The sequence below is a fragment of the Streptomyces sp. DS1-CR2 genome, from assembly GCF_055760475.1.
The window spans coordinates 1,750,482-1,764,928 of the sequence record NZ_CM147085.1; the positions used below are offsets into that span (position 1 = coordinate 1,750,482).

Genomic DNA, 14,447 nt, shown 5'->3' on the forward strand with positions numbered 1-14,447 from the left:
TGATCTGCGGGTTCGGGCATGGAATGGCCGCTGGTCTGCCCAGCTCTTCCACATGTCCGTAGGTCTCGGGCCCTTTCGGGCGGGTCGGTCAGGGCGTGTCAGGCCGTGGACGGTGGCGCGTGCAAGACGGTGATCAGCTGCATGAAGTCGCCTCGCCAGGGCCAGCGTTCGGGTAGATGGAGGGTGAGGCGGCGGGCTGTGCGGGCCAGGCGGGCGGGCACGTTGATGAGGTGGTCGCGGATCGTGGCGGTGGTCGCTCTGGCGTGGAAGGTTCCGGCCAGAGTTCCGGCGGCACGGGTCAGGTTGTGCGCCACGGCGGCCAGGGTGAGCCAGGCGGCGTTCGCCTGGAAGTAGCCGGAGGGGGCGTGCGCGAAGGCGCTGTTCTTGACGTCCGCGATCACCTGTTCCACGACAGCGTGCCGCCTGTGATCACGCTCGGCGTCCACCAGCGAGAGCGGGGAGTTGGTGAACGCGGCGTGGTAGCGCCAGGTATCGAAGAGCGTGCCCTGACCGGCGGGGACGGTATCGGGGGCCAGACGCTTGACCCGCCGCACGATCAAGCGGGCGATGACCTGCTGCTGCTTCGGCTTGGAGGTGAAGGCCGTGTAGTCGATCTCGGCTATCTCCGCGTCCGAGATCCAGCACTGGCCCTCCTCGTCCCAGGTCGCTTTGGGGTACTTGATCGCCGTCCAGGCGTTCTCGTCGATGCGCGCGATGGCGGCCTTGATGGAGGCGTTCATCCGCACCGTGATCGAGAAGCGGGCGTCCAGGGTCCGGCAGGCGTTCACGACATCGGCGCCGTAGAACGCGGAGTCGGCCCGCACGACCAGCAGGCCGCTCGCGCCGCAGGCGCGGGCGGTGCGGATGGTCTCGGTCACGAACGCGGCTGCCCCGCGCGCGGAGTTGGACGGTCCCTTGCGCAGCCGGGTGGCGGCGATTACCGGGGCGGCAAGGGGTGTGGAGACGATCCCCAGCAGCGCATTGAGCCCCTTGACCTTGCTGTATCCGTATCCGGCGCCCTGCTTGGCATAGCCGTAGGTGCGGCGGATCGTGTCGTCGATGTCCACATAGGCGACCTGATCCGCGCCGGGCAGCAGCGGGGTGTGCGCCGCGAGGCGGGGCAACAACCGGCGGGCCACGGCGTGCAGTTGCTTCACATGCCCGTGGGTAAAGGAGCGCAGGAAGTTGCCCAGCGTGGACGGGGCCCGCACCCCCGAAAACAAACGACCGAGTCCGCCGTGCCGCAGCCGGTCCATGTCCTCGATGCTGTCCGCACCCGCGACCATACCGCCCACCAGCGACATCAGCTTCGCCGCGGGGAAGGCCCCGGTGCCGTCCTTCGACTTCGGAAGCCGGATGAGCTCATCGGCCAGCGTGGGCAGGCCGCATCGCTCGGCCAGGCGCACCACTGGCTCAAGCCCGCCGTACGCGATCAGATTCGGGTCATCGAACGCGGACGAGACCGCCGTGGCGGCATGGGAAGATTGCATCTCGGAAGTGCCTTGCCGATCGTGCCTGATGTGGTCCTAGAGAAACCCCATCATCCCAGGTCACAAGGCACTTCCTCGTTTCCGGAAGAACTATCCACAGGCGGCAAGCCGGTGGATCCGGGCTGAGAGGTGGGGCAGGTCAAGATGCCACCCGATCGTGCAGCAGACCCCTTTGACCACGCCGACAAGCCTTTACGAGGCAAGCCCGCTGGGGAGAATCTGGGGAGAACTTAGCCCCCTGGGGAGCGCCTGGGGAGAATCGGCTGCACAAGACCGCACGACCATGAAAGATCGAGAAAGACGCGTACGTGCAGGTCAGGAGGCTTCCAGGGCATGAACGCCCTGGTCAGCGGGGCCAGGTGGAAGACTTCATGACGTACGGGGCGAGATCGTCGGCCTCGACGAGCCCGGGGAGCGATCCGCCTTCCCTCATCGGGGTGACATAGCGGGTCGCCGTGACTTCGGTGAGCATTGCCCCAGGTTAGGCGACACACCATGGCCGTAGGAAAAGTCGATCCGGCATTGAACGTTCCGGTCCGGCAGCCCGTACGAGTGTGTGCCACCCCCCTGGAACGAAGGGAAACACCAGTAATGACCGCTTCGCACGAGTCCGTATCCGCCCCTACCCGCCGTACCGTCGTCGCGGCGGTGGGAGCCGCCGGTATCGCCGCCGCGCTCAGCGCGTGCGGCAGCTCGGACGATTCGTCGTCCGAGCCGTCGGGCGACGCGACCAAGGGCGGCGCGGCCCAGGACGGATCGGGGAAGGAACTCGCCAAGACCGCGGACATCCCCGTCGGCGGCGGAAAGATCTTCGGTGACGCGGGCGTGGTGGTCACGCAGCCGAAGAAGGGCGAGTTCAAGGCCTTCACGAACATCTGCACCCACAAGCAGTGCCCGGTCACCGCGGTCGAGGGCGGCACCATCAACTGCCCTTGCCACGGCAGCAAGTACTCCATCGAGGACGGCAGCGTGAAGCACCCGCCCGCCACGCGGCCCCTGGCCGCCAAGGAGATCACCGTCTCGGGCGACGAGATCACGCTCGCGTAGCGACTCGGGTCAGCGGCCTCGGCGCGGGCGTTTCCAGCAGGTGAGCACGTCCTGCGTGGATGTCACGGTGGCCACGAGCGCGAGCGTGTTGCGGATCATCGCGGCGGTGTAGTCGGACGGCACCCCCGCGATCGCGTCGGCGGGCACGGCGACGGTGTAGCCGCGGTTCACCGCGTCGAAGACGGCGTTCGGTATGGCGACGTTCGACGAGACGCCGGTGACGATCAGCGTCCGGCAGCCGAGGTTGCGCAGCAGGGCGTCCACGTCGGTGCCCGCGATGGGCGAGAGGCCGTGCAGCCGGCGTACGACGATGTCCTCGTCCGCCACCTCGACGGGCGACGCGATCCTGACCGCGTTGGTGCCGGAGATCTGCTGCACGGGCAGGCGCGCGGCGGCGCGGAACAGGCGTCCGTTGTGGTTGGCCCCGCGCCCGTCGGGCCGCCGCTCCGCGACCGCGTGCAGCACCTGTACGCCGCTCTCGTGGGCGCCCGCGACGAGCCGCGCCACATTGCCGAGCGCGCCGGACGACCTGGCCTCCTCGGCGAGTTCGGGCAGGGCGCTGTCAGGGCCGACGACCCCCTGCTGGCACTCCACGGTCAGCAGTACCGCGGTGGCCGGATCGAGCAGTTCGGCGAGCTCTTCGTACGACGGCACGTGGTTCCCCTGTCGCAGGCGTCCTGAGCGGCGAGAGATTAGCCACCATTGCGTCACAGGGGAAGACACCGCATGCTTCTGATCTGACACACCGTCAGCAAGAAGTCCGCGAAGGGGAGTACGCATGGCCGTCACACAGCGTCGGGGCCGCAAGATCATGATGACGCCGGCCGAGCTGGACGATTTCCTGGGGTCCCAGCGCACGTGCCGCGTCGCCACCGTCTCGCCCGACGGCGCCCCGCACGTCAGCACCCTGTGGTTCGTCTGGGACGGCGCCTGCCTGTGGCTGTACTCGATCACACGCAGCCGCCGCTGGGCCGACCTCCTCAAGGACCCGAGGATCGCCGTCGTGATCGACGCCGGCGAGGAGTACGGGGAGCTGCGCGGCGCCGAGCTGTCCGGCACGGTGGAGTTCGTCGGGGAGAGCCCGCGCACCGGCGAGCCCGTGCCCGAACTGGACGTCCCCGAGCGACTGTTCGCCCGCAAGAACTTCGCGATGGACGAGATGGTGCACGACGGCCGGCACGCCTGGGCCCGGCTCACGCCCGACAAGATCGCGTCGTGGGACTTCAGGAAGCTGGCCTCGCTCTAGCTCTCACTCGGGGAGCGCTCTCGTGGGAGCCCTCTCGTTTGGTGATGCCCCCGCCCAGGCTCGCGCCCACGCTACGGAGCTCCTTCACCGCCGCCCTGATCGACGGCCGCCGGTCCGCGTCGGCCCGCCACACGACGTAGACGTGCCGGCGTACGCGCTGCCGCACCGGCACGGTCACGACCCCGTCCGGCACCGGATCGCGCCCGAGGAGCGGGGCCACGCACACGCCGAGCCCGGCGGCGACGAGGCCGAGCTGGGTGTGGGTCTCGGCGGCGCGATGGCCGATGCGGGGCTCGACGCCCTTGGCGCGCAGCGTGAAGAGCAGCCACTCGTGGCAGAACTCGCCCTCGCCCCACGTGATCCACTCGTCGTCGGCGAAGTCCTCAAGGCCCACCTCGCGGCGCCCGGCGAGTGGGTGGTCCGCCGGCATCGCGACATCGGCGGGGTCGTCGAGGATCGCCGCCTTGACGAGCCCCTCGGGGAGCGGCATCGGCTTGTTGTACCAGTCGAGCACGACCGCCAGGTCGAGGTCGCCGCGCACGACCCCGGCGACCCCCAGCTCGGGCTCCAGTTCCTGCGAGCGCAGCCGCAGCCCCGGGTGCTCGGCGCGCAGAGCCGCGAGGGCGCGCGGGAAGAGGCCGCGGGCCGCGGTCGGGAACGCGGAGATCCGCAGCTCCCCCACGACCTGCCCGCGGTGCGCCTCCAGGTCTGACTGCGCGAGCTCGACCTGGGACAGGATCCGCCCCGCATGCTCGGCGAGCAGCCGCCCGGCGTCGGTGAGGCGCACCCCCCTGCCGTTCTTGGCGAGAAGCTGCTGCCCGACCTCGCGTTCCAGCTTGGCCATCTGCTGCGAGACGGCGGACGTCGTGACATGCAGTCCTGCCGCGGCGCCGCTGACGGACCCGTGGCGGGCGAGTGCGTCGAGGGTGCGCAGGCGCTCCAGGTTCAACATGTAAGTGATGCTAAGCGATACCAGGGAACAGATCTCGCTTGTACTAAGAGGTTCTGAGGCGGCATCGTTAGGTCCATGAGCACCGTCGCCTCCTCGTCGTCCGCTGCGACTCCGGCCCCCGCGCCTTCCAAGATCTCTACCGATAAACCGGTCTCCGGCCCTTCCGAGATCCCTGTCGAGTCCCCTGCCTCCGCCCGCCCCCGCCGCGTTCTCGACTGGCGCGTCCGCTTCGGCGTCCTGTCGCTGATCTGGGGCTTCAGCTTTCTCCTCATCAAGGTCGGCACCGAGGGCTACGCGCCGTTCCAGGTGACGCTGGGGCGGCTCGCGTTCGGAACGGCCGTGCTCGCCGTGGCCATGGCCGTGAAGCGTCAGCGGCTGCCGCGCGGCCTGCGGACGTGGGGGCACATCGCGGTGGCGGCGCTGCTGCTCAACTCCCTGCCGTTCTCGCTGTTCGCGTTCTCCGAGCAGACGATCCCGTCGACGCTGGCCGGTATCTGCAACGCGACGTCGCCGCTGTGGGGCATGGCCCTCTCGCTGGTGGCGCTCTCCGAGGACCGGCCCACGCGCCGCCGCGTCGCGGGGCTCGGCATCGGCTTCCTGGGGGTGCTCACGGTCCTCGGGGTGTGGCAGGGCTTCCACGGCCTGGACCTGGCCGGCACGGCCATGGCGCTGCTCGCCTCGCTGAGCTACCCCGTCGGCTGGATCTACCTGCGCCGCACGCTGGCCGGGACCGGCCACTCGAACCTGTCGCTCTCCGGAGCGCAGCTCCTGATGGCCACGGTCCAACTGGCCGTCGTCACCCCGGTGTTCACGACGCTCCCGGCCCACCTCCCGGTCGTTCCCCTGCTCGCGATCGTCGCCCTGGGCGCGCTCGGTACGGGCCTCGCGTTCCTCATCCAGTACGGCCTGGTGGCGGAGGTCGGTCCGACCACGGCGCAGATGGTCACGTACTTCATCCCGGTGATCGCGACGGCCGCGGGAGTCGCCCTGCTCAGCGAGTCCCTGACCTGGTCCACCCCGATCGGCGCGGTGATCGTGCTCGCGGGCGCGGCGCTCACTCAGTCCAGGGCGCGGACCCCTAGGCGTAGCGCTCAGCCGTAACGGCGGGCGGGGGCCGGCCCGGTGGCGGACGCGACGGCGTCGGCCACCGGGCCGATGTCGTCCGCGCCGAGCGTCGACACGGTGATCCGCACTCCGGGCGCCGCCCCCATCCGGAAGCGCGCCCCCGGTGCGACGGCCCACCCGGCGTGGAGCAGCCGCGCGACCGCCCCCGTTTCGTCCGGCACGGGCACCCACACGTTCATGCCACTGCGGCCGTGCGCCTCGACCCCGCGCTCGGCGAGGGCCGCGATGAGCGCGTCGCGCCGCTGCCCGTACGACGCGGCGACAGCGCGCGTGTCCACCGCCCCCTCGGTCCACAGCCGCGCGACGGCCCGCTGCACGATGCGGCTCACCCAGCCGGGCCCGAGGCGCTGCCGCCCTTGGACGCGGTCGACCGTGACCGCGTCGCCCGTCAGTACGGCGAGCCGCAGGTCGGGCCCGTATGCCTTGGCGACGGAGCGTACGAAGGCCCAGTGCCGCGTCACACCGGCCAGCGGGTGCAGCGGCAGGTCGACGATCCCGTGTCCGTGGTCGTCCTCGATGAGCAGTACGTCCTTGTGGGCCGCCAGGACTTTGCGCAGCGCACGCGCGCGTGGTGCGGTGACGGCGGCGCCGGTGGGGTTCTGGGCGCGGTCGGTGACGACCAGGGCCCGCGCCCCCGCGCTCAGGGCCCGCTCCACCTCGTCGGGCAGGGGCCCGTCGTCGTCCACGCCGACGGGCACCAGGCGCAGCCCGAGCGCCGGGACCAGGTCGAGCAGGCTGCCCCAGCCCGGGTCCTCGACGGCGACGGCGTCGCCGGGCTTGAGGTGGCCGGCGAGTACCCGCTCGATGGCATCGAGGGAGCCCGACGCGACGGCGACCGGACCCTCGGGGATCCCGTCCTTGTCGAAGGCCACGCGCGCGTGGCGTGCCAGCTCCGGCTCCAAAGGCCCGTCCCCGTAGAGGACGGGCACCTTGTCGCCCTGCGCGGCCGCCCAGGCGAAGGCCTCGGCGAGCGGAGGCAGCAGGGCCGTATCGGGGTTGCCGTTCGAGACGTCGCGCACGCCGGCCGGTACGTCTACGCGGATCAGCTCACGCGCCGTCGTCGCCGGCTTGGACCGTACGCGGCTGCCGCGACGCCCCGCGGTCTCGATCACTCCGCGCTCGCGGAGCGTGCGGTAGGCGGCCGCGACCGTATTGGGGTTGACCCCGAGATGCTGGGCCAACTCTCGCATGGGCGGCAGAAGTTGACCCGGCTGCAGGTCACCCCCGCCGACCGCGCGCTCCACGCTGGCCGCAATCTCTGCTGCGCGCCGTCCTTCGATCGGATACTCTCCTAGCACAAAGCAGATTATGCACTAGTGCAATGGAGTTTGCAATGAGCGTGGCATCCGAGCCCGGCACCGTCGCTTCCGGGGACGCCTCCGCCTCCTACCCGGCGACCGACCGCAACGTCCCGGCCCGCATGCGCGAGCGGACGTACTACGACCGCGAGCTGGTCCACTCGATACTCGACGAGGCGTACATCTGCCATCTCGGGTTCGTCCGCGACGGCTCCCCCGTCGTGCTGCCGACTCTGTACGGCCGCATCGGCGAGACCCTCTACGTGCACGGCTCGACGGGCGCGCGCGTCCAGCGCATGGCGGGCGCGGCCGACCCCGGACTGCAGGTCTGCCTGACGGTCACCCATGTCGACGGCCTGGTGCTCGCACGCTCCGCCTTCCACCACTCGCTCAACTACCGCTCCGTGGTGGTGCACGGCCTCGCCCACCAGGTGACCGACCCCGACGAGAAGCGCACGGCGCTCGACGCGCTCGTCGACCACGTGGTGCCGGGCCGTTCCCAGGACTCTCGCCCTGGGAACGACAAGGAACTCGCGGCGACGTCCGTCCTCCGCCTCGACCTCGCGGAGGTCTCGGCCCGCGTCCGCGCCGGCGGCCCCAACGACGACGAGGAGGACCTCGGCCTGCCGTACTGGACCGGCGTCGTCCCGCTCACCAAGGGCCACGGCGCACCGATCCCGGCCGACGACCTCGCGCCGGGCATCGCGGTACCGGACTACCTGACGGCTCCGTAGGGGCTGTTCCGGGGGTCTCCCAGGGCACCTTGGGAGACGAGCCTGCCCCGGTCCGCGTCGATACGCGCACCGGGACGCCCGGTCCACTACCTCGCTCGCGCCTCGGCGACGGCCAGCCCGGTCACCGCGGCCAGCATCAGGACCGTGCCGGCCACCGTCGGCGCGGTCAGCCGCTCACCGAGGAGCGCGACCGCGATGACGGCGGCGCTCACCGGTTCGAGCAGCATGATCACCGAGACGGTCGCGGACCGTACGACCGCGGCGCCCGAGAAGTACAGGGCGTAGGCGAGCGCAGTAGGTACTGACGCGATGTAGACCAGCATCGTCAGTACCTGGAGCGGCTGGGAGGTGTGCGGCATGAGTCCCTCCAGCGCGCCGAGCGGCAGGAGGCTGACCGCGGCGACGGCGAACGTCAGGACGGAGGTGTCGAGTTGATCGCCCGACCGGCCGTCCCGCCCGAACCAGCGCGTCAGCAGCGTCATCACGGCGTATCCGGCCGCGGAGACCAGGGCCCAGGCGACCCCGGCGGGACGCACGGTCGCGCCACCGCCGCCGAGCACAAGGACGGCAAGGCCGGCGAGCGCGCCCAGGACGGCCGGCAGCCCGCCGCCGCCGAGCCGTTCGCCCATGATCAGGCGCGCGCCGAGGGCGATGAGTACGGGTCCCGCGCCCAGGGTGACCACGGTGGCGACGGCGAGTCCGGTCGCCTGGACCCCCGCGAAGTACGCGGTCTGGAAGACGCTCAGGGCGATCCCGGTGACGGCGATCCGCACCGCCTTGCGCAGGCGCGGTTCCGCGACGGGCCGGGTTCTGCGCGGTCGCAGGGCCCGCGCCACGAGCAGCAGGGCGAGGCCGCCCACGCAGCGCCAGAACGACAGGGCGGCGGGGCCGAGGTCGCTGGCCCGGAAGACCAGTGAGGCGGCCGCTCCCGCGGTGCCCCAGGCGGCACCGGCGATGACGAGGTAGAGGAGCCCGCGCCCGACGGGCAGCAGCGGCGCTGCCCCGGCGGGCGACGTACGGGACGAGGTGTCGGCTGAGTCAGCCGCGACAGTGTGCGACACGTGGTTCTCCACGAGGAATGGCCTCCGCGCCCATGGATGGGGGCGGGGCAGGGACACGGACTGTCGTCTGCGGGCAGCCGTGACCCGCTCGGGGCGTCCCGAGCCGGATCTTCGTCAGATGTGCCGCTGGAGCGCGATGCTCCGGACGGCCACCGCCCGCGTCAAGCGGCCGGCGGCGGAAGCACGAGTGCGCGTGAATGCATGATCAACACCTTAGTTCGCGCCGCCGCGACCGGACAACGTCTTATCCGGCGACTCCGGCGATGCCTCGCCCGGGGCGGCCCCACCGGCCACGGCCACCACCTCGGGCTTCGCCGGGGCCGAGGACTGCGCGATGAACGCCCCGACCAGGACGACCGCGCCGCCTGCGATCTGCGGTGCCGACAGGTGCTCACCCAGGAGCACCCAGGCCAACACGGTCGCGACGACCGCTTCCAGGCAGGCCACGACGCCGGCCACCTGGGGCGAGAGCCGGCGTACAGAGAGGACTCCGGTGACGTAGGCGATGACCGTAGCGATCAGGACGATCCAGCAGAGCAGCAGCCACGCGGGCACTGAGGTGCCGTTCATCGAGGCGCTGCCGCCGAGCACGGACCAGTCCATGCCCCAGGGACGCGCCACGGCCGTGAGGACGAGGGCGCCGACGAGCAGCCCGTACGCGATCACGCCGAGCGGGTCCGGCGCCCGGTCCCCCGCGTCGCTGCCCTGATCGGACAGGACGAAGTAGCCGACCTGGCAGCAGGCGGCGGCGAGGGCGAGGAGCAGGCCGATCAGGTCGACGCTCAGGCCCGCCCACACCTCGACGACGCAGGCGAGACCGCCGACGGCGAGGACCACGCCGAGCGCGGCGGCGCGCGTCACGGGCCTGCGCTGCACGAAACGGACCCAGCCGAGCACGAGCGCGGGGGCGAGGTATTCGATGAGGAGCGCGACCCCGACAGGGATACGGGAGATCGCGGCGAAGTAGCAGGCCTGCACACCGGCGACGGCGAGCAGACCGAAACCGGCGAGCAGCGCGGGCCGCTGGACGACCAGGGAGCGGTAGCGCCAGGCGACGGGCAGCATGACGAGCGCGGCGCCGGCGACACGCAGCCACACCACGTCGAGCGGGTCGAGACCCGCCTCGATCAGCGGCTTCGCCGCCACACCCGAACCGCCGAAGGCGAGCGCCGAGACAAGGGCGAGCCCCAGTCCGACACCTCGCCCGCGGTTCGCCTGAAGTCCCTGAGACGCATGCACCGGCACATCATGACAGCCGACGTCATGACCGTCACCCCCGATGACCCCTGTCTCATGTGGCGGACGCGCCGGGCATGACGAACGGGGGCTCGGCCTCACAAGCCGCGCCCCGAACAGAGCCAAGCCTCAACCGGTAACCGCTCGCTTCAGCACCCGGCCTCGACATGCCGCCGCAGGCTCTCCGCATCGACGCCGGCCCGCCCGAGCACCTCGACCGCGCGGCACTCGTGATCCGCCGCGAGGGAGGTGAGGAGGTCGACTCCGCGCGCACGCGGGTCGCCGCGGCGCTCGGCGCGGTCGAGCGCGGCCTCCATCGCGGCGGCTGCGGCAGGCGACCAGCCGAGCCCCGTCACGACGGGCACGGCACCCGAGTCCTCGACGGCGCCCTGCCACTGGAGGCCGTAGCCGATGCTCCGCTGCACGAGATAGCCGAGGAGGCGGGCCAGCTGCGGGCCGCCGTCGAAGGCCTCGCGCACCTGCGGGTCGGTCTCGAGGAGCGAGTGCAGGAGGTGCGCGGTGTCGATCTGACGGTCCCCGTCGCGGACGGCTCTGCGGCGAGCGCCGGCCACCACCGAGGCGAGCTCGGGACTGAGCCTGGCGTCAACATCTGCACGGCTGTGGCCGCTTGCCGCGGCCTCGGACGGGGTAGGGCTTTGCACATCTCCCACCTCATCAGCCCCTGTCCGGCCGGGCATCCCCGGCGGGAAGCATTTCCACGTCCGACACAAGGTGGGCACGCGTGAGCGGGTTCTCCTCCTTACGGATGAGATCGCGTCTTTTTACCCGGAGGGGCGCGCGCCGCCTTGCACAGCGCCCCTCACGCAACCGCAGACATACCGGGACTCGTCCTTCACACGTATGAAGAGCAGGTGCTGGCTCGTGGTCCTGCCAGCAATCGACGGCAGACAGTACGTGTATCGGGTGTACGCACCCGACGACGCACTGCTCGCCGACCTGTTCTGGGACGCCTGGCACTGCCACGACGAGGGACCGTTCCCGCGCGCATCGGACCTCTTCGACGCCGCGGTCATCGAAAAGCTGGCTGACGACGGCCTGCCCTCTCCCCACTTCTGACGGTTCATCAGTATTGAATGTTCGAGGTCCTGCGGCTACTTTCCGCGACACCACGGCTGCGCCCGCCGCAGCTCTCGTCGAGAAGGGGTGGTCGCATGGCCGAAGTCAGCGCGGAAGCACGGATCGGGGCACCCGCAGAGAAGGTCTGGGCCCAGCTCACCGACTTCACCGCATACGGGGAGTGGAATGCCACGCACACGAGCTTCCCGAAGGGCGCCCCGACGGCGCTCGAAGTGGGCGGCACCTTCGAGGAGAACATGAAGCTCATGGGCTTCCCGGCGGAGGTGACCTGGACCGTCGAGGACCTGGAGGCCACCCGCACCCTGGCCATCAGGGGCAAGGGACCGATGGGCGTGAACGTCGGCACGCGCTACACCCTGACCGCGGACGGCGACGGCACGACGGTCCGCATCGACGGCGAGTTCACCGGCGCCGCGGTGTCCCTGATGGCGGGCAAGCTCAAGGACTCGGCGACGGCCGCGCTCAACGAGTCACTGCGCAAACTGGCCGGCCTCGTCGCCTGAGCCGGCCCGACGCGCGCGCGAACACGTGAAAGGCGCCCCGCACGCTCGGTGCGGGGCGCCTTCAACTTTCGGTACGGAGCCCCCGGGGACGTCAGCCCTCCGGTACGGAGCATCGCCCCCGGGGACGTCAGTCCTCGTCGGCGAGGATCAGGTACAGCTTCTTGCGGGCGTCGTTGATGACGGTCAGCGCCTTCTCGCGCTGCTCCTTGCTGCCGGTCTTCCAGACCTGCCCGAACGCCTCCATCAGACCGAAACCGGCCTGCCGGATCTCGTTCAGGGAGTCCCAGTCGACCCCGCGCCCGGCCTCTTCCCAGGGGGCGTCAGGCCCCTCGTCGGCCGCGGAACGGCCCGACTCGGTGAGCGCGAACAGCTTCTTGCCGCCCTCGCTCTCGCTGGCGATCAGGCCCTCGTCCTCCAGCAGCTGGAGGGTCGGGTACACCGAACCCGGGCTGGGCTTCCACGCCCCGCCGCTGCGCTCGGCGATCTCCTGGATCATCTCGTAGCCGTGCATCGGACGGTCCTTCAGGAGGGCCAGGATCGACGCGCGTACGTCGCCGCGCCGTGCCCTTCCGCGAGGTCCGCCCCGGCCGCCACGCCCTCCGCCGCCCCAGGGTCCCGGGCCGAAGCCCGGCCCGAAGGGGCCGAAGGCGGCACGCCGCCCTTCGAAGCCGCCCCGACCGGGATGGCCGGGCCCGCACTGTCCATGTCCGTGTCCGTGTTCATGCTCGTAGCCATGGGAACGCATCTCCATCATTCCTTCCATCGTTGACCGGTCGCGATGCGTCAACGATATATCGGAACTGTTCGGCTGGCAATCCCTTGCCGGTCCAGCTCTCCCGAATTGGCCTTGGCCTGCGCTTTCACCGTCCCCGTAGCGTGCGCCCCATGCGTATTCGAATCGTGGACGCCTTCACCGACCGCCCCTTCGCCGGCAATCCGGCCGGCGTGCTGCTCCTCGACGCCTTCCCCGACGACGCCCGGCTGCTGGACATCGCCACCGAGGTCAACCACGCCGAGACGGCCTTCGCCCACCCGCTGCCCGCCGGCGGCCCCGCCGACTGGGCGCTGCGCTGGTTCACCCCCGCCACCGAGGTCGACATGTGCGGCCACGCCACCCTGGCCACCGCGCACGTGCTGCACAGCACCGGCGCGGCCGACGGCCCGGTCCGCTTCGCCACCCGCAGCGGCATGCTCGTCGCGACCCCGCACGAGGACGGCACGATCACGCTCGACTTCCCGACCGCGCCCCTGACCCGTATCGACAGCCCCGAAGGGGTCGCTGCAGCCCTGGGCGCCGAGCCGCTCTCGGTGCACGACACCGGCCGCCAGGTGGGCGACCTGCTCGTCGAGCTCGCGGACGAGAAGACGGTGCATGCCCTCGCACCCGACCTCAAGGCCCTCGCCGCCTGTTCCGAGCGCGGCGTCATCGCCACCGCCCGCGCCGCGGACCCCGACGGCGCCTACGACTTCGTCTCCCGCTGCTTCTTCCCGCGCGTCGGCATCGACGAGGACCCGGTCACCGGCAGCGCCCACACGGCCCTCGCACCGTTCTGGTCCCCGCGCCTCGCCCGTGCCGAACTCACCGGCCTCCAGGCCTCCGCCCGCACGGGCTTCGTCCGCACCGAACTGCGCGGCGCCCGCACCCTGCTGACCGGCCGCGCCGTCACGGTCATCGAGGGCGACCTGCTCGCCTAGGGACTCTGCCCCGGTCCGAAGGAAAGGCCCCGGCACGCCGCAGGGGGCGTACGAAGATCTCGTACGCCCCCTGCGTCCGGCACCCGCCCCGGCCTCACGCCGTGGGCAGCCACCCGACCTTTCCCGCGAGCAGCGCGTATCCGACGAACGCGCCGATGTCGAGCAGCGAGTGCGCCACCACCAGCGGCCCGACCCGCCCCCACCGCCGGTACAGATACGCGAAGGCCAGGCCCATCGCGAGGTTCCCGAAGAAGCCGCCGATGCCCTGATAGAGGTGGTACGAGCCGCGCAGCACCGAGCTGGCCACGATCGCCGTGCCGGGCGTCCAGCCCAACTGCCCCAGCCTGCGCAGCAGATAGCCGACGACGATCACCTCCTCCAGGACGGAGTTCTGGATCGCCGAGAGGACCAGGACCGGGTACTTCCACCACACGTCGGGCAGCGCCTCCGGCACCACCGTGAGGTTGAAGCCGAGGCCACGGGCCGCCAGGTAGAAGGCGATGCCCGTACTGCCGATGACCGCCGCGATCACCGCGCCGCGGGTCGCGTCGAAGAACGGTCTCGTACAGTCGAAGCCGATCGTCCGCATCCCGGCGCCCTCGCGCAGCAGCAGATGCGCGACGAGCGCGACCGGGACGAGCGCGCTCGCGATCCCGAACAACTGCCACGCCAGATCAAGCCATGGCCGCCCGGGAGCCGCCGAGGCGTTCAGAGTCGCCGCCTGGTCCTTCAGACCCCCCGGTTTGGTGACCGATCCGACGAAGCTGATCAGCGCGGACACTCCGCTCGCACCGAGCGAGAGCGCAAGAACGAGCAGTGTCTCGTTCCGAAGAATCCGTCGCGAAAGCCGCTCGTTCGGAAAAGAATCGGCCACCGCACCCGCCTCCGCCTCCGCCTGCACACCTGCCTCCAGTTGAGTAATCCCGCCTCATCCCCCACCTAGCCCAGCTAGGGTCTCGAAT

General features: G+C 71.1%; 16 protein-coding genes and 1 pseudogene. 7 read left to right on the forward strand and 10 right to left on the reverse strand.

The genetic code is table 11. The annotated features are described in order from the left end of the window. Nucleotides 1–98: 98 nt before the first annotated feature. The gene (locus ACY0PA_RS08810; RefSeq protein WP_473081058.1) at nt 99–1,490 is read right to left on the reverse strand and encodes an IS1380 family transposase; all 1,392 of its coding nucleotides are present in this window, start codon (nt 1,488–1,490) and stop codon (nt 99–101) included. Between the two features lie 367 nt (nt 1,491–1,857). Continuing rightward, nucleotides 1,858–1,962: pseudogene (locus ACY0PA_RS08815) on the reverse strand (HipA family kinase); the annotation flags it as partial. A 119-nt stretch (nt 1,963–2,081) separates the two neighbouring features. Here ACY0PA_RS08815 and ACY0PA_RS08820 point away from each other — a divergent pair. Beyond that, the gene (locus ACY0PA_RS08820) at nt 2,082–2,537 is read left to right on the forward strand and encodes a Rieske (2Fe-2S) protein (RefSeq protein ID WP_473084129.1); all 456 of its coding nucleotides are present in this window, start codon (nt 2,082–2,084) and stop codon (nt 2,535–2,537) included. Nucleotides 2,538–2,546: 9 nt separating this feature from the next. On the opposite strand, the gene ACY0PA_RS08825 is transcribed toward ACY0PA_RS08820, so the two are convergent. After that, the gene (locus ACY0PA_RS08825) at nt 2,547–3,191 is read right to left on the reverse strand and encodes a cysteine hydrolase family protein (RefSeq protein ID WP_473084130.1); all 645 of its coding nucleotides are present in this window, start codon (nt 3,189–3,191) and stop codon (nt 2,547–2,549) included. A gap of 124 nt (nt 3,192–3,315) precedes the next feature. On the opposite strand from ACY0PA_RS08825, the gene ACY0PA_RS08830 reads away from it, so the two are divergent. Further along, nucleotides 3,316–3,783, forward strand: a complete 468-nt coding sequence (locus ACY0PA_RS08830; RefSeq protein WP_473084131.1) for a pyridoxamine 5'-phosphate oxidase family protein — start codon at nt 3,316–3,318, stop codon at nt 3,781–3,783. Here ACY0PA_RS08830 and ACY0PA_RS08835 read toward each other — a convergent pair. Then, the gene (locus ACY0PA_RS08835) at nt 3,761–4,735 is read right to left on the reverse strand and encodes a LysR family transcriptional regulator (RefSeq protein ID WP_473084132.1); all 975 of its coding nucleotides are present in this window, start codon (nt 4,733–4,735) and stop codon (nt 3,761–3,763) included. The genes ACY0PA_RS08830 and ACY0PA_RS08835 overlap by 23 nt on opposite strands. 75 nt (nt 4,736–4,810) lie before the next feature. On the opposite strand from ACY0PA_RS08835, the gene ACY0PA_RS08840 reads away from it, so the two are divergent. Next, nucleotides 4,811–5,836: a DMT family transporter gene (locus ACY0PA_RS08840; protein WP_473084133.1), complete on the forward strand. Its 1,026-nt coding sequence runs from the start codon at nt 4,811–4,813 to the stop codon at nt 5,834–5,836. Here the strand turns inward: ACY0PA_RS08840 and ACY0PA_RS08845 are convergent. Next, on the reverse strand, nt 5,827–7,158 hold the full coding sequence (locus tag ACY0PA_RS08845) for an aminotransferase class I/II-fold pyridoxal phosphate-dependent enzyme (RefSeq protein WP_473084134.1): 1,332 nt from the start codon (nt 7,156–7,158) through the stop codon (nt 5,827–5,829). The genes ACY0PA_RS08840 and ACY0PA_RS08845 overlap by 10 nt on opposite strands. A gap of 35 nt (nt 7,159–7,193) precedes the next feature. Between ACY0PA_RS08845 and ACY0PA_RS08850 the strand changes: the two genes are divergently transcribed. Then, nucleotides 7,194–7,892, forward strand: coding sequence for a pyridoxamine 5'-phosphate oxidase family protein (locus tag ACY0PA_RS08850; RefSeq protein WP_473084135.1), 699 nt, complete (start codon nt 7,194–7,196; stop codon nt 7,890–7,892). Between the two features lie 86 nt (nt 7,893–7,978). On the opposite strand, the gene ACY0PA_RS08855 is transcribed toward ACY0PA_RS08850, so the two are convergent. The 3 genes from ACY0PA_RS08855 to ACY0PA_RS08865 all read right to left on the reverse strand — a co-directional run bounded on the left by ACY0PA_RS08855 (nt 7,979) and on the right by ACY0PA_RS08865 (nt 10,851). Next, the gene (locus tag ACY0PA_RS08855) at nt 7,979–8,884 is read right to left on the reverse strand and encodes a DMT family transporter (protein ID WP_473086273.1); all 906 of its coding nucleotides are present in this window, start codon (nt 8,882–8,884) and stop codon (nt 7,979–7,981) included. A 282-nt stretch (nt 8,885–9,166) separates the two neighbouring features. After that, nucleotides 9,167–10,198 (reverse strand): EamA family transporter, encoded by a 1,032-nt coding sequence (locus tag ACY0PA_RS08860; protein ID WP_473084136.1) that lies wholly within the window; start codon nt 10,196–10,198, stop codon nt 9,167–9,169. 140 nt (nt 10,199–10,338) lie between these two features. Then, nucleotides 10,339–10,851: a peptidase gene (locus ACY0PA_RS08865; RefSeq protein WP_473084137.1), complete on the reverse strand. Its 513-nt coding sequence runs from the start codon at nt 10,849–10,851 to the stop codon at nt 10,339–10,341. A gap of 199 nt (nt 10,852–11,050) precedes the next feature. On the opposite strand from ACY0PA_RS08865, the gene ACY0PA_RS08870 reads away from it, so the two are divergent. Further along, nucleotides 11,051–11,266: a hypothetical protein gene (locus tag ACY0PA_RS08870; protein ID WP_473084138.1), complete on the forward strand. Its 216-nt coding sequence runs from the start codon at nt 11,051–11,053 to the stop codon at nt 11,264–11,266. Between the two features lie 95 nt (nt 11,267–11,361). Further along, nucleotides 11,362–11,790, forward strand: coding sequence for a type II toxin-antitoxin system Rv0910 family toxin (locus ACY0PA_RS08875; protein ID WP_469988598.1), 429 nt, complete (start codon nt 11,362–11,364; stop codon nt 11,788–11,790). A 127-nt stretch (nt 11,791–11,917) separates the two neighbouring features. Here the strand turns inward: ACY0PA_RS08875 and ACY0PA_RS08880 are convergent, their stop codons facing one another. Next, complete coding sequence (locus tag ACY0PA_RS08880) at nt 11,918–12,535, reverse strand: PadR family transcriptional regulator (protein WP_326776816.1); 618 nt, start codon at nt 12,533–12,535, stop codon at nt 11,918–11,920. Nucleotides 12,536–12,675: 140 nt separating this feature from the next. Here ACY0PA_RS08880 and ACY0PA_RS08885 point away from each other — a divergent pair, with 140 nt between their 5' ends. Then, the gene (locus ACY0PA_RS08885; RefSeq protein WP_473084139.1) at nt 12,676–13,485 is read left to right on the forward strand and encodes a PhzF family phenazine biosynthesis protein; all 810 of its coding nucleotides are present in this window, start codon (nt 12,676–12,678) and stop codon (nt 13,483–13,485) included. A gap of 94 nt (nt 13,486–13,579) precedes the next feature. Here the strand turns inward: ACY0PA_RS08885 and ACY0PA_RS08890 are convergent, their stop codons facing one another. Further along, nucleotides 13,580–14,398: a CPBP family intramembrane glutamic endopeptidase gene (locus ACY0PA_RS08890; protein WP_473086274.1), complete on the reverse strand. Its 819-nt coding sequence runs from the start codon at nt 14,396–14,398 to the stop codon at nt 13,580–13,582. Between the last annotated feature and the right edge of the window lie 49 nt (nt 14,399–14,447).